The following is a 13356-nucleotide window of genomic DNA, read 5'->3' as shown; positions in this document are numbered from 1 at the left end:
GCTATCTTAAGGGTTGCCAACTGCCCGGACGGCGTGGTGGCACACCCCTCGAGTCGGTGCTCGGCCGACCCTCGACCGGCGCGAGTCGACCTACGCCTCGAGTGACAGCACGAGCCCGTCGCCGTCCCGGTCGAACTCGGTTCCAAACGGCTCCGAGAGTTCGCGCATCCGCTCGCGGGACCACGCAGCAGCCTCTGAGTTCGCCTCGCGGACCGCGCAGTCGTGGATCTCAGTCGGCTGCAATCGGAGTTCGGTCAGCCGGCCGTCGGGCGTTACCGCGAGGACGAACAGAAAGCTCCGATCGTTGCGCAACTCGTCGTCGACTCGGTAGTCGTCGACGAAATCCCCCGCGTCGTAGACGATCGGCCGGCCCTCGTGGACTTCGATCCCCTGAAAGACGTGCGCGCTGTGACCGTGAACGATATCGACGCCTTCTTCGACCAGCCAGCGGCCGAACTCCCGGAACGATTCGGGCGGCTCCGTGACCATGTTCGGCCCCCAGTGCAGCGAGGCGACCAGCAGGTCCGGATTCGTCTCGCGTGCGCGCTCGAGCGCGTCCGATACGAGTCGCCGCGAGTCCGAATCGTCGATATCTATCTCGACCCGGGCCGTCCCCGGTGAGTCCTCGTCGGCCGCGTACTCCGGTGTGTTGTCAGTGAACGAGACGACCGCTACGTCGAGTCCGCTGTCGCTGCCCGCGTTCGACTCATCGTCGCCCGCGCTGGAGCCGCCGACCGTCCGAATCGCGGGCTCGAGCGCCTCGTCGATCGTCTCGCCGGCACCCGCGTGACCGATGCCGGCCTCATCGAGCGCCGCGATAGTGTCCCGCAGCGCAATCTCCTCGTAGTCGAGGACGTGGTTGTTCGCCAGCGCACAGATATCGACGCCCGCGCGCTCGAGGGCCGGAATCGCCCACTCGGGATCGGCTCGGAAGTGAAACGGACGGCGGGTACGCTGCCACTCCCGGCCGCGCGTCGAGAGCACGCACTCGAGGTTGATCACGAGCCCGTCCAGTTCGCGAAGGCGCTCGAGGGCGTTCCCCCAGACCGCATCGACGGATCGACTGCGTTGACGGTCGTCGACAAGCCGACCGAGCATCACGTCGCCCGTGAAGCCGATTCGAAGGGGCATATCGAACGTTCGCGGTGCACGCCCAAAATCCCAGGCCACTGGTTCTCGACCTGCGTTCCGTCGCACGGTACCCACGTGGGCTCGGCTTTGCCGGGTGGGACTGAAAGGGGCGCGCTGGGCAGGCGCCGCACGCCCAGCGCGGGCTTTCTGGCGACAGCTACAAAGCCCGAGCACCCAATCATTCGGATATGCACGTACTGGGTGTTCACGACGGGGGTGCCGATGGTGACGCGCTCGAGGCGGTCGTCGATCGGACCGTCGATCGCCTCTCCGAGCGAGGTCGCGTCGGCGTCGTCAGGTACGATTCGACGATCGCCGACGGAGCGTACGCGCGCGAATCCATCACCTTCGGCGGAGACGTCACCTACGACCTCGGGGTCGACGGCGACTGGCTCGCTTCAGGGACGGGGATGTCCGTCGGTGACGCGCTCGATAGTCTGGCGACCGACTGCGAGTATGCAGTTATCGTCGGCACACCGACGTTGCGATATCCCTCGATCGTCGTCGGATCGGCCGGTGCCGAACGCGAGCCGACCGGTGAGGTCATCGCAACCGTCGACGGCCCCGCCGCCCTCGAGCTCGACGCCGTGGTGGCGGCCGTCGAGTCGGCCGAACCCCATGAGACCCTCGAGTCGCTGGTGACCCGCATCAAACGATCGCCGCGGGCCGACCGGGCGGGCGCGATCGCGACCTTCACCGGCCGAGTCCGCGCGAAAGACGGCGCGGACGACGCGCGCACCCGGCACCTCGAGTTCGAGAAGTACGAGGGAGTCGCCGACGAGCGGATGGCGGCCCTCGAATCGGATCTCGAGGCTCGAGACGGCGTCTTAGACGTCGAACTCTACCACCGAACGGGCGTCGTTGAGGACGGCGAGGATATCGTCTTTGTCGTGGTCCTCGCTGGCCACCGCGAGGAGGCGTTTCGGGCCGTCGAAGACGGGATCAATCGGTTGAAAGACGAGGTACCACTCTTCAAGAAGGAAGTGACCATCGAGGACGAGTTCTGGGTCCACGATCGATCCTGACCGTTATATTCGTTCACGAGTCGGACTAAAGTTGTGAAACGGTCGAGAAAGATGATATTACATGTATCGGGACAGTGAAAACAGAAATAATACGTTAGCTGCTGTTTTAAAACGTCTCGTATCCTCCCGTCTACTCATTAATAGTCTCGTAAGTGAGGATAAAAGGTCTATTACCCCCCAGATCGCTGAACACAATCGAAACGCCGCTAACCATCTGCTATTTATAACAGATATCCCCCACAAGGAGTAACTGTCCATGAGCACGACAGCCCAACCCCCCACGGAAAGCAAGGAACACCGCCTCACGTCCTACCTCCGCGACCGCGCCGAAGACGGTGAACTATACTTCAAAGGCAAGTTCATCGCGGACGATGTCGGCATGTCACCCAAGGAAATCGGTGCGCTGATGGTCAAGCTATCGGACACCGTTCCCGACCTCGAGATTGAGAAGTGGTCCTACACGAGCGCGACCACGTGGCGCGTCGCCCCTGTGTAACTCCGGTCACCCTGACCGACTCGCACGAACAGTCTCCGCGTTCTCCACTCCGCGCTGTATCACCGACGCGATCCAGCGCGATCCCCACCTGAATTGCTGGCCACTCCGCTGACGCTTCGATGCCTGCTGGCGCGTTACTCACACGATCGTTTCTATCTCCGACGCGCTACGAGCGGGTCCACGTTGTTTCTGTACAACAGTCTCTCGAGAGCACACCGTCACGACGACCACCGTCTGCGACCGGAAGAAACGGACGGCCCTGCCGACGGCAGTCGATTTATACCCGGCCATAGTGAATCACGTGTGATGGACGATGTCGACCGGTCCGGATTCGGGACAGCGAGACGGGGCGGTCGCTCGCTCGAGGATGGGCCGCCGATCGACCGGATCGAGTCGGTGTTTTCGGTATACGAGGCGAGCCGCAAAGACGGACAGCTAGTGTACTACGGTGATCCGTTGACCCACCCGGAGCGGGTGCTTCGGGAACTCTGGCCTGTCTTTCACGAACGCGGGTACGACGTCGATCTCGAGACGCGTCACGGCGAGTACGTCCTCGTCGCCGAGCCCACCAGCGTCGGGATCGACGGGATCCCCTGGACGAACATCGTGCTGTTCCTGCTGACGATCGGGTCGACGCTGTTCGCGGGCTCGTTCTGGTATCAGCTCGATCCGATCTCCGATCCGGCCGTGATCTGGCAGGCATGGCCGTTCACGGTGGCCATTCTGGGGGTTCTTAGCGTCCACGAAATGGGTCACTACGTGATGAGCCGGTACCATCAGGTCGACGCCTCGTTACCCTACTTTATTCCGGTGCCAACGCTCATTGGGACGATGGGAGCGGTCATCACCCTGAAAGGTCGGATGCCGGACCGAAAGGCGCTGTTCGATATCGGCGCTGCCGGCCCGCTGGCCGGGCTGGTCGCGACAGTCGTCGCGACCGTGATCGGTCTTCACCTGCCGCCGGTTTCAGTCGACCCCGCGTTACTCCAAAACCCCGACGCGATTCGGATCGAACTGGGGTATCCGCCGCTGCTCGAGTTGCTTGCGGCGGGGTTCGACCAGCCGCTGTACCGGAACGACCCGACGACTGGGGTGAACCCGGTCGTCATCGGCGCGTGGGTCGGGATGCTCGTCACCTTTCTCAACCTGATTCCGGTCGGCCAGCTCGACGGTGGCCACATCCTCCGGGCGATGGTCGGCGAGTTACAGGAGACGATCGCGGCGCTGGTCCCGGGCGTGCTGTTCGCACTCGCTGCGTACCTCTACTACGTCGACGGCCACAACCTGAACACGGTCTTCGTCTGGATCATCTGGGGGCTGTTAACGGCGCTGCTCGCCTCGCGTGGGCCGGCCACACCGATCCGCGACGAGCCGCTCGGCCGCGGCAGGTTCCTCCTCGGCGTCGTCACGTTCGGACTCGGAGCGCTCTGTTTCATGCCGGTCCCGGTCGAGATCGTCGGCTAACTGGGCAGTCGCCCAGTCCAAATTATTCTGGCCTCTCCTGACCGACCTCACTCTCGCTCAGCCGTGCGTGTAGCCGCGGTCCGCGAGCGGCTCGCCGTCCATTGTAATTCCGCCGTCGGCCTCGAGCACCGTGCCGATCACCGACACCGAAACGTTGATCGACTCCCTCACCGCCGGAATCATCGCCTTGGGGAGCGTCGCGACGAGTTCGAAGTCCTCGCCGAACGTCGTCGCGAGCTCGAGCGCCTCGTCGTCGCCGTCCGTCACGTCGCGGACGCTGTCGTCGATCGGGAGCCGATCGGACTCGATCGCGAACCCGCAGTCGCTGGCCTCGGCGAGCTGGTGGAGCGAACGGGCCAGCCCGTCGCTCGAGTCCATCATCGCGCTCGCGTGGGGGGCCAGCGCCCGGCCGGCCGCGATCCGTGGCTCGAACTGAAAGAGGTCGTTCGCGCGCTCGCGCAGGTCGGCGTGACCGCCGTCGGCCGCGCGCTCGAAGTACTCGAGCCCGGCCGCGCTCCGTCCCAGCGTACCGGTCACGCAGACGGCGTCGCCGGGCCGAGCGCCGCTTCGGAGAACGGGCTCGTCGGTTCGACCGATCGCGGTCGTCGCGACGGTGAACTCGTCGTGGCCGTCCAGATCGCCTCCGACGTACTCGGTGCCGACGCGCTCGCAGACGTCGCTCGCGCCGCGAACGAAGTCGAGCAGTTCGTCGCGGTCGAATTCGGGGGCGGCGTAGGCGGCGACGGCGGCCGTGGCGTCGGCACCCATCGCCGCTACGTCAGAGAGGGACGCGCCGACGGCGCGCCAGCCGGCCGTGTAGCGGGTCGTTCCGCGCGGAAAGTCCGTCCGCTCGTGGAGCATGTCCGTCGTCACGACCAGCCCGTCGACGACTGCCGCATCGTCGCCGGCCGCGTCGAGTTCGTCCGACAGGAGACCCAGGGCGGCGCGTTCGTCCATACCCCCCCGTTTCGACTCGAGGGCGAAAAGCAGTCCGGGCCGACGCGGGACTGCTCGGATACGATGGCCTTAAATGCCGCCGCCGGGAATCACACGCCAATGGCTACGATGTACGACGTTCCGGCGGACGACCTCATCGAGGCGCTCGCCGACGATCTCGCGGAACGACTCGAGGAACCCGACTGGGGCAAGTTCGCCAAGAGCGGTGTCGACCGAGACCTTCCACCCGAACAGGACGACTTCTGGGCGACCCGCGCCGCGAGTCTCCTGCGCAAGGTCGCCGACCGCGGTCCCGTCGGCGTCGAACGACTCTCGACGGAATACGGCGGCGCGAAGAACGGCTCGAACCGCTATCAGGTCGCACCCGACAAGCGCACCGACGGCTCGAAGAACCTCATTCGAACGATCCTCCAGCAACTCGAGGAGGAGGACCTCGTCGAGACCGCCGAGGGTGAAGGTCGCCGAATCACCGCCGCGGGACAGAGCCTGCTCGACGACACCGCCGGCCAGGTTCTCGAGGACCTCGACCGTCCGGAACTCGAGCGCTACGCGTAATTTCAGGACCTCGTTTTCGCGTCGGTTTTCCCGCCCAGAGCCATCGCTACCGTCGTCCGTAATCATTTTCCGGCGTGCCGGAGAAGTACGAGACAACTATGAGTGGCTCACCGGACGAGGAAAAACTCGAGGAGCTCCGACAGAAGAAAATGGAGCAGCTACAGGACCGCGCCGATTCCCAGGGCGAGGGCAATCAGGAGGCGGCCAAGCAACAGGCCGACGCCCAGAAGAAAGCCGTACTGCGCCAGCACCTGACCGACGAGGCTCGCAAGCGGCTCAACACGGTCAAGATGAGCAAGCCCCAGTTCGGCGAGCAGGTCGAACAGCAGGTCGTCAGTCTCTCCCGGAGCGGCCGCCTCCAGGGGAAGATCGACGATGACAAGATGAAACAGCTCCTCAAGGAGCTCAAGCCGGACTCGCAGAGCTTCGACATCCAGCGCCGGTAATGGAGCTCGGACTGCTCTACAGCGGCGGCAAGGACTCGACGCTCGCGGCGCTCTTGCTCGAGGGGTTCTACGACGTGACGCTGCTGACGGCGCACTTCGGAATCAGTGACGACTGGAAACACGCCCGCGAGACGGCCGATACGGCCGGGTTCGCCTTCGAACGTCTCGAGTGCGATCCGGACGTCGCCCGCGAGGCCGCCGATCGGATCCGCGAGGATGGCTTCCCGCGAAACGGCATCCAGCTGGTCCACCAGCACGCCCTGGAGCAGTTGGCTGCTCACGAATTCGATGCGATCGCCGACGGGACCCGACGCGATGACCGCGTCCCGACGGTCTCGCGTGCGCAGGCCCAGAGCCTCGAGGACCGACACGACGTCGATTACATCGCGCCGCTGTCGGGCTTCGGCCGGTCGGCCGTCGATCGACTCGTCGAGGCGCGCCTGGACGTGACCGTCGGGCCGAGCGAGGAGATCGACAGGGCCGATTACGAGGCGGAGCTCCGCGCGCTCATTGCGGAGGAAGACGGTCCAGCGGCGATCGCGGAGTGTTTCCCCGATCACGATCAGACGTACGTGACCAAGGTGCGGTGAGCTCGACCGGTCGATTCTCTGTTCTCAGCCGCCGCGAGTGAACTCGAACCGGGCCCCGCCGGCCTCGCTGTCGGTGATCGCGACCTGCCAGCCGTGGGCGTCGGCGATCGCGCGGACGATCGCGAGGCCGAGCCCCGACCCCTCCGCGGATGTCGAGTACCCCTGTTCGAGCACTTCCGCTCGCTTGTTTTCAGGGATACCGGGACCGTCATCGGCGATGAAGAAGCCGCCGTCACAGGGGCCGACGCGGATGTGGACGTCCTCGCGGCCGTGTTCGATCGCGTTCCGATAGAGGTTCTCGAAGAGCTGTTTCGCCCGAAGGGGATCGACCTGCAGCGTTCGATCGCCGACCGTCTCGTAGGTGGCTTCGTTCGTCTCGACGGCCGTCCACGCGTCGCTCGCGAGTTCGACTAGCGGGACGTCGTAGGGGTCTTCGACCTGGGTGCCGCTGCGGGCCACCGACAGCGTCTCCTCGATCAGCTCGTCCATCCGGGAGAGCGCCGCGTCGACCTCCTGCAAGTGTTCCGGATCGCCGGTCGTAAACGCCGCGTGGAGCCGGCCCTGAGCGACGCTGAGCGGGTTCCGGAGATCGTGACTGACGACGCTCGCGAACTCCTCCAGGCGCGCGCTCTGTCGTTCGGCCTCGCGAACGGCGGTCCGCTGTTGGATCTCGTAGACGCCGGCGACAGTGCCCGCGCCGACACCGACCGTCCCGCCCATCAGGAGCAAGTACAGCGGCGCTTGCGCGCCGGTCCCCTCGAGGTATAGCACGTAGAGATGCAGCGCCGTCACGAGGACGGCAGCGAGGAAGCCGCCGAGTCCGTAGCCGAAGACGGTGAGCCGGTCTCGAGCCGAGACATCCTTCGATACCAGCCAGCGGTCGGCGAAGACGACGGCGGTCGCTGCGAGCAGTGGGAAGACGCTCTCGAGGAGCGCTCTGGTCGCCACCTGCTCGAGAGGGATGCGAATGCCGATAATCGCCGCGAGGAACAGTCCCAGCGCCGAGAGCGGGGAAATCGGCAGTCGCTCGCCGATCTCCGCGATCCAATCGTCGTCGGCCACGCGTTGCACAGTGACCCCTTGACGCAGGTCGCTATCAATGTACGGGACGGTCTCAGGGTGGTGATGGTAGAACTAACAGAAATTAGCATTAAACCAAAACGTCTGTCGCCCGCTCGCCGGGACTGCCGACGGTCGCGGCGGCCACGGCGGAACGAAAGGATAGAAGTTCGCCGTCCCCGAACGAATTCGCATGTACGACCGGATCAAGGGCTTTCGTGACTTCTACCCCGGCGAGATGTTCGCCAGGCGGGCGACTATCGATGTACTGGAGGAGACCGCCCGCGAGTACGGCTTCCGCGAGATCGGAACGCCGGCGCTCGAGCGCGCCGAACTCTGGACCGACAAGAGCGGCGACGAGATCGTCGACGAACTCTACTCCTTCGAGGATCAGGGCGGTCGCCACGTCGCGATGACGCCCGAACTGACACCGACCGTCGCCCGGATGGTCGTCGCCAAGCAACAGGAGCTGTCGAAGCCGATCAAGTGGGTCTCCACGCGGCCGTTCTGGCGCTACGAACAGGTCCAGCAGGGTCGCCAGCGGGAGTTCTATCAGACCAACGTCGACATCTTTGGCTCGTCCGCACCCGAAGCCGACGCCGAGATCCTCGCGTGGGCCGCCGACGCCCTCACCGGGCTGGGACTCACCGGCGACCACTTCGAGTTTCGGATCTCTCACCGGGACATCCTCGGCGGCGTCCTCGAGAGCTACGGCGCCGACGTCGACACCGAGGCGGCGATCCGCGCGGTCGATAAGTCCGGTAAGATTTCAGAGGTCGAGTACCACGACCTCCTGATCGACGCCGGCCTCTCGGCGGACCAGGCCGCCGAATTCGACGACCTCATCGCCGACGGCGACCTCGAGGCGGTCGAAGCGTTCGCCGACACCGAGCGCGTGACGGCTGCCGTCGAGAACCTGCAGAACGTGCTCGCGGCCGCCGAGGACTTCGGCGCGCGCGAGTACTGCACCGTCTCGCTCGAGACGGCCCGCGGACTGGACTACTACACCGGCGTCGTCTTCGAGTGTTTCGACTCCGCCGGCGAGGTCTCCCGGTCGATCTTCGGCGGCGGCCGCTACGACGACCTCATCGAGGGCTTCGGTGGCCAGCCGACGCCTGCGGTCGGCGTCGCGCCCGGTCACGCGACGCTGCCGCTCCTGTTACAGCGCGCGGGCGTCTGGCCCGAGGAGGAAGTCACGACGGACTACTACGTCCTGCAGGTCGGCGATACTCGCTCGGAGGCGGCGCGAATCTCCCGCGAGCTGCGCGATCGCGGTCACGTCGTCGAGACCGACGTCGCCGGGCGCTCCTTCGGGGCACAGCTCGATTACGCCGACTCGATCAATGCCGAAACCGTCGTCATCGTCGGCGAACAGGACCTCGCGAACGACGAGGTGACGATCAAGGACATGGCGTCGGGCGATCAGACGCAGGTTCCGGTCGAGGAGTTCCCCGGCGACCTCGAGCGACCGACGTTCGAGGACCTCGACTGAGTCACTCGGGCCGCGGGTTCGAATCCCGTTCCGACACCGACGCTGGCGGCTGTTCCGACTGTTTCTCTGACGGCTGACCGTCAGCGTCGGCGCGATTCTCGAGGCGCTTCTCAGCGTCGCATCGCTCGACCGAGTGCCCCGTCTCGACGAAGTGCTCGATCATCGCGCGGCTAAGCTCGTTCGGATCGTCCCCGTCGACTCGGTGCTGCCACTCACACTCACCACAGTACGCCCCCTGCACGCGTGGTCCGTCGAACGGGTCGCTAATGAACTATGGGGTTCACATCGGGGTATCGTACGTACCCGCGGTCGAGCGAGATCACGGCTGCAGGTCCCATCGTTAACTGCGGCGGCGACGTACCTCGCCCGATGGCTGACGCTGACGCCGACACCCGCCCGAACGTCCTGTTCGTGCTCACCGACCAGGAGCGATACGACGCCAGCGCACCCGAGGGCCCCCCGGTCGACACGCCGGCGATCGATCGGCTCTCGAGCGAAGGGATCCGCTTCGAGCAGGCGTTTACGCCGATCAGCATCTGCTCGAGTGCTCGCGCGTCGCTCCTGACCGGTCAGTTTCCCCACGGTCACGGAATGCTGAACAACTGCCACGAGCCGGACGCGATCCGGGCGAACCTGCCCGCGGACCTGCCGACGTTCTCGGAGGAACTCGTCGCGGCCGGCTACGATCTCACTTATACCGGGAAGTGGCACGCTGGCCGCGACCAGACGCCCGCCGATTTCGGCTTCTCGTATCTCGGGGGCAGCGACGAACATCACGACGACATCGACGAGGCGTTCCGCGAGTACCGCGAGGAGCAAGGCGTCCCGGTCGGCGAGGCCGATCTCGAGGAGGAGATCTACACCGGCGAGGAGCCGAGAGAGAGCTCCGAAGGGACGTTCGTCGCCGCAAAAACGTCCGTCGACGTCGAGGACACGCGAGCCTATTTCCTCGCCGAGCGGACGATCGACGCGATCGAATCGCATGCGGACGGCGATCGAGACGGCCCGTTCTTCCACCGGGCGGACTTCTACGGCCCGCACCACCCCTACGTCGTTCCGGAGCCCTACGCCTCACTGTACGATCCCGACGAGATCGAGCCGCCCGAGAGCTACGCCGAAACGTACGACGGGAAGCCGCAGGTCCACGAGAACTACCTCGCCTACCGCGGCGTGACCGGTTTCGATTGGGACATCTGGGCCGAAGCCATCGCGAAGTACTGGGGCTTCATCACGCTGATCGACCACCAGTTCGAGCGGATCCTCGAGACGCTCGAGAGTCGGGGACTGGCCGACGACACGGTCGTGGTCCACGCCTCGGACCACGGCGATTTCGCCGGGAGCCACCGCCAGTTCAACAAGGGGCCGCTGATGTACGACGACACCTATCGCATCCCGCTGCAGATCCGCTGGCCGGGCGTGGCCGACGACGGCTCGAGTTGCGAGGTCCCGGTCCATCTGCACGATCTCGCGGCGACCTTCCTCGATATCGCGGACGTGCAGGTTCCCGACAGCTTCGACTCGCGGAGTCTGGTTCCGCTGCTCGAGAACGGGAGCGATCTCCCCGAGGGCCACGACTGGCGGGTCTCGACGTTTGCCCAGTACCACGGCGACGAGTTCGGACTCTACAGCCAGCGAATGGTCCGCACGGAGCGCTACAAGTACGTCTACAACGGCCCCGATATCGACGAACTGTACGATCTCGAGGCGGACCCAGCGGAGCTCCGAAACCTGATCGACCACCCCGAATACGAGGACGCGCGACGAGAGATGCGGGATCGACTGGCCGACTGGATGGAGGAGACGGCGGACCCGAACCGCGTCTGGGTGACGGACGTGCTCGAGAACGCGTCCTAGACCGCACTCGATGACGACTATGCGGTGGCGCGCGCTGTCGAGCGATGAACGAAGTGAATCGCGAGATAACACTGCGCGAGGGATGAGTGAGCGCCGCGAGGCGCGAACGAATCGGTTGGGGAGGGTGTGGAAATCCCGTGTTGTCGCGCGAGCAGGACGCTCGTCTCGACAGGAGAAACAGCAACCAAACTCCGACCACCCGTTTCCGCAGCTCATCACGGAACGGAAGCGTACGTTTACGGTTCCGAAGCCGATACCTTCCGATATGATCGCCGACAGCGACGAGACGGGGGGTATCCGATGACGGGAACGCGAGACGACTCGAGCGAGTCACCGGCCGAACTCCGCGAGGAAGCCGCCGAATACGAGGAAATCGCCGACGCGCTCGAGGACCTGCTCGCGGAACTGCGCGACGAGGAGCTCAAGGACTCGCGACTCGAGGGGTTGTTCGACGAGGTGAGCTCGAGCGATCCGAACATCTGGAACATCGTGAGCGCGTTCATCGACGTCGAGGACGGCGAGGCGGTGGTCGCCGACGAGTCGAAGCTGGCACAGGGAAGTTGGGCACCGGAAATCGTCGAGGGCTGTGACACGATGATCACCCTCGATATCGAGTACGGGATGATGCCCGACGAGTTCAAATACACCGCCGGAAAGAAACTGAGCCAGCGAATCGAGGAATTTCGGCAGCAGGCGGCGGAGGCGCGCAAACGGGCCGACGAACTCGAGAACGACGCGGACGACTGAGAACCGCTCGACGATCAGCCGACGACTACTTGTTCCCGTTCGAATCTCTCGGTAGCTGTCTCGCTTTCCGCCGTCTCGCTCTCGCCGGTCCGCCAGCGCCACGAGCCGATCTCGCACGGCTCGAGCGAGACGATCAGATAGGACCGATCGGGCCACGTCGCCTGCGCGGCGTCGGTCGCGCTCGGTCGCGGCGGGCCGCGGGGATGGGAGTGGTAGAAGCCGACTATTTCCTCGCCGCGGTCCTCGAGTCGATCGAAGATCGCCAGCTGTTCCTCGGGATCGATCTCGTACCGCGTCCGAGGCGTATCGGCGACGTTTTCGGCCGGATACTGCGACCGAACGCGACTCTGTCCGGCGGGCTCGTACGTGCCCCCGAGGACGCCACAGATCTCCCCGGGTTTCCCCTCACGGGCGCGCTCGAGAATCGCCTCGCGGACGGCGGTCGGGAGGACGATCACGGGCTCGAGTCGATTTCGGCTCTCGACTCGGAATCAGTTGTTCCGGTCCCCGTCTCGAGCCCCTCGAGTTCCGCGAACGGAACCGCGATGTCCGCAGTCGGTCCGTCGAACAGCTCCGGCTGGACGATCGGTGCGAGCGCCTCGAGCGTGTCCACCAGCCGCGGTCCGGGCCGATTGAGATAGTGGTCGCCGTCCATCGCCCAGACGCGCCCCTCCCGGACCGCCGTCAGCTCTCCCCACCCCTCGCGTTCGGTGAGATCGGTTCTGTTCCGGGCGATTTGCTCGAGGTCGAAGCCACAGGGTGCGACGATCACGACTTCGGGATCGTACGCGCGGATGTCCGTCCACTCGCGCGGACTCGAGCGCTCGCCGACGTCGGCCAGCCCGTACTCGCCGCCGGCCCACTCGACGAGTTCGGCTGTCCAGTGGCCCGCGATCATCGCGGGATCCGTCCAGTCGAAGATCGCCACGCGCGGACGGTCTTCGGCCGCGATACCGGCGGTTCGATTCCGAACCGTCTCTATCCGCGACTCGAGATCCCGCCGAACGTCGCGAGCACGCTCCTCGCGATCGACCGCGCGGCCGATTCGCTCGAGGTCGTCCAGCACGTCGCCGACGCTGTGGGGATCGGTCGGGACGATCTCGGGGTCGGCGTCGATTCGGTCCACTGCATCCTCGACGACCGCCGCGTCGACCGCACAGACGTCGCACATCCCCTGCGTGACGATCACGTCCGGTTCGAGGTCGTCGAGCGTCTCGACCTCGACGTCGTAGACGCCACCCTCGGTATCGGCGGTCTCGAGCACCTGCTGATCGATCTCGCCGCTCGAGCCCGCGGTATCGATCCGCGAGCGGGTGACGGCGGGCGCGGCCGCGGCGTCCGGTGGGTAATCGCACTCGTGGGAGACGCCGACTGGCTCGCAGCCGAGCGCGGCCACCATCTCGGTCGCCGAGGGGAGCGTCGTGACGATTCGCATGGCTGCTCGTAGGGTGCGGGCGACCAAAAACGGAGGCCTCGATGAGGGAACGGGAAGTCGGCTCTACAGATGTCGCAGGCCGAATGCATCGAGTTGTCCGAGAAC

15 protein-coding genes are annotated in these 13356 nt (G+C 65.5%); 9 read left to right on the top strand and 6 right to left on the bottom strand.

All coding sequences use genetic code 11. From position 1 onward, the window contains the following. Positions 1 to 90: 90 nt before the first annotated feature. Positions 91 to 1131, bottom strand: a complete 1041-nt coding sequence (locus HYG81_RS27260; RefSeq protein ID WP_180842788.1) for a CapA family protein — start codon at positions 1129 to 1131, stop codon at positions 91 to 93. A 188-nt stretch (positions 1132 to 1319) separates the two neighbouring features. On the opposite strand from HYG81_RS27260, the gene HYG81_RS27255 reads away from it, so the two are divergent. The 3 genes from HYG81_RS27255 to HYG81_RS27245 all read left to right on the top strand — a co-directional run bounded on the left by HYG81_RS27255 (position 1320) and on the right by HYG81_RS27245 (position 4116). Continuing rightward, complete coding sequence (locus HYG81_RS27255; RefSeq protein ID WP_180842787.1) at positions 1320 to 2156, top strand: molybdopterin synthase; 837 nt, start codon at positions 1320 to 1322, stop codon at positions 2154 to 2156. Positions 2157 to 2412: 256 nt separating this feature from the next. Next, a complete protein-coding gene (locus HYG81_RS27250) occupies positions 2413 to 2652 on the top strand; it encodes a DUF7123 family protein (RefSeq protein WP_180842786.1) in 240 nt (79 codons plus the stop codon). Positions 2653 to 2958: 306 nt separating this feature from the next. Next, on the top strand, positions 2959 to 4116 hold the full coding sequence (locus HYG81_RS27245) for a site-2 protease family protein (protein WP_180842785.1): 1158 nt from the start codon (positions 2959 to 2961) through the stop codon (positions 4114 to 4116). Between the two features lie 57 nt (positions 4117 to 4173). Here HYG81_RS27245 and thiL read toward each other — a convergent pair whose 3' ends face one another. Then, positions 4174 to 5073: a thiamine-phosphate kinase gene (thiL, locus tag HYG81_RS27240; protein ID WP_180842784.1), complete on the bottom strand. Its 900-nt coding sequence runs from the start codon at positions 5071 to 5073 to the stop codon at positions 4174 to 4176. 99 nt (positions 5074 to 5172) lie between these two features. Between thiL and HYG81_RS27235 the strand changes: the two genes are divergently transcribed. From HYG81_RS27235 to HYG81_RS27225, 3 genes are all read left to right on the top strand, one after another. Beyond that, on the top strand, positions 5173 to 5628 hold the full coding sequence (locus HYG81_RS27235; protein ID WP_180842783.1) for a 30S ribosomal protein S19e: 456 nt from the start codon (positions 5173 to 5175) through the stop codon (positions 5626 to 5628). Positions 5629 to 5726: 98 nt separating this feature from the next. Further along, entirely contained in the window at positions 5727 to 6074 is a 348-nt protein-coding gene (locus HYG81_RS27230; protein ID WP_180842782.1) for a DNA-binding protein, read from the top strand. Further along, a complete protein-coding gene (locus tag HYG81_RS27225) occupies positions 6074 to 6664 on the top strand; it encodes a DUF7411 family protein (RefSeq protein ID WP_180842781.1) in 591 nt (196 codons plus the stop codon). Before HYG81_RS27230 ends, HYG81_RS27225 begins: the two co-directional genes overlap by 1 nt. A 24-nt stretch (positions 6665 to 6688) precedes the next feature. Here the strand turns inward: HYG81_RS27225 and HYG81_RS27220 are convergent, their stop codons facing one another. Beyond that, complete coding sequence (locus tag HYG81_RS27220) at positions 6689 to 7735, bottom strand: sensor histidine kinase (protein ID WP_180842780.1); 1047 nt, start codon at positions 7733 to 7735, stop codon at positions 6689 to 6691. Positions 7736 to 7916: 181 nt separating this feature from the next. On the opposite strand from HYG81_RS27220, the gene hisS reads away from it, so the two are divergent. After that, complete coding sequence (gene hisS, locus HYG81_RS27215) at positions 7917 to 9215, top strand: histidine--tRNA ligase (RefSeq protein WP_180842779.1); 1299 nt, start codon at positions 7917 to 7919, stop codon at positions 9213 to 9215. Between the two features lies 1 nt (position 9216). Here the strand turns inward: hisS and HYG81_RS27210 are convergent, their stop codons facing one another. Next, positions 9217 to 9456, bottom strand: a complete 240-nt coding sequence (locus HYG81_RS27210) for a hypothetical protein (RefSeq protein ID WP_226777535.1) — start codon at positions 9454 to 9456, stop codon at positions 9217 to 9219. A 128-nt stretch (positions 9457 to 9584) separates the two neighbouring features. Between HYG81_RS27210 and HYG81_RS27205 the strand changes: the two genes are divergently transcribed. Further along, positions 9585 to 11069 carry a sulfatase family protein gene (locus HYG81_RS27205; RefSeq protein WP_180842778.1) on the top strand — a complete coding sequence of 495 codons (1485 nt, stop codon included), beginning with the start codon at positions 9585 to 9587 and terminating at the stop codon, positions 11067 to 11069. A gap of 300 nt (positions 11070 to 11369) precedes the next feature. Continuing rightward, a complete protein-coding gene (locus HYG81_RS27200; protein ID WP_180842777.1) occupies positions 11370 to 11816 on the top strand; it encodes a hypothetical protein in 447 nt (148 codons plus the stop codon). Between the two features lie 14 nt (positions 11817 to 11830). Here the strand turns inward: HYG81_RS27200 and HYG81_RS27195 are convergent, their stop codons facing one another. Next, positions 11831 to 12274 carry a desampylase gene (locus tag HYG81_RS27195; RefSeq protein ID WP_180842776.1) on the bottom strand — a complete coding sequence of 148 codons (444 nt, stop codon included), beginning with the start codon at positions 12272 to 12274 and terminating at the stop codon, positions 11831 to 11833. Next, the gene (locus tag HYG81_RS27190) at positions 12271 to 13251 is read right to left on the bottom strand and encodes an ABC transporter substrate-binding protein (RefSeq protein ID WP_180842775.1); all 981 of its coding nucleotides are present in this window, start codon (positions 13249 to 13251) and stop codon (positions 12271 to 12273) included. The genes HYG81_RS27195 and HYG81_RS27190 overlap by 4 nt, the downstream gene beginning before the upstream one ends. Positions 13252 to 13356 lie beyond the last annotated feature (105 nt).

It is taken from the genome of Natrinema zhouii (assembly GCF_013456555.2).
Taxonomy (GTDB): domain Archaea; phylum Halobacteriota; class Halobacteria; order Halobacteriales; family Natrialbaceae; genus Natrinema; species Natrinema zhouii.
This window is presented reverse-complemented; position numbering and strand designations above follow the sequence as displayed.

Coding starts and splice junctions, on each gene's coding strand:
- HYG81_RS27260 (WP_180842788.1), bottom strand. CDS start 1,131: ATGCCCCTTCGAATCGGCTTCACGGGCGACGTGATGCTCGGTCGGCTT.
- HYG81_RS27255 (WP_180842787.1), top strand. CDS start 1,320: ATGCACGTACTGGGTGTTCACGACGGGGGTGCCGATGGTGACGCGCTC.
- HYG81_RS27250 (WP_180842786.1), top strand. CDS start 2,413: ATGAGCACGACAGCCCAACCCCCCACGGAAAGCAAGGAACACCGCCTC.
- HYG81_RS27245 (WP_180842785.1), top strand. CDS start 2,959: ATGGACGATGTCGACCGGTCCGGATTCGGGACAGCGAGACGGGGCGGT.
- thiL (WP_180842784.1), bottom strand. CDS start 5,073: ATGGACGAACGCGCCGCCCTGGGTCTCCTGTCGGACGAACTCGACGCG.
- HYG81_RS27235 (WP_180842783.1), top strand. CDS start 5,173: ATGGCTACGATGTACGACGTTCCGGCGGACGACCTCATCGAGGCGCTC.
- HYG81_RS27230 (WP_180842782.1), top strand. CDS start 5,727: ATGAGTGGCTCACCGGACGAGGAAAAACTCGAGGAGCTCCGACAGAAG.
- HYG81_RS27225 (WP_180842781.1), top strand. CDS start 6,074: ATGGAGCTCGGACTGCTCTACAGCGGCGGCAAGGACTCGACGCTCGCG.
- hisS (WP_180842779.1), top strand. CDS start 7,917: ATGTACGACCGGATCAAGGGCTTTCGTGACTTCTACCCCGGCGAGATG.
- HYG81_RS27205 (WP_180842778.1), top strand. CDS start 9,585: ATGGCTGACGCTGACGCCGACACCCGCCCGAACGTCCTGTTCGTGCTC.
- HYG81_RS27200 (WP_180842777.1), top strand. CDS start 11,370: ATGACGGGAACGCGAGACGACTCGAGCGAGTCACCGGCCGAACTCCGC.
- HYG81_RS27190 (WP_180842775.1), bottom strand. CDS start 13,251: ATGCGAATCGTCACGACGCTCCCCTCGGCGACCGAGATGGTGGCCGCG.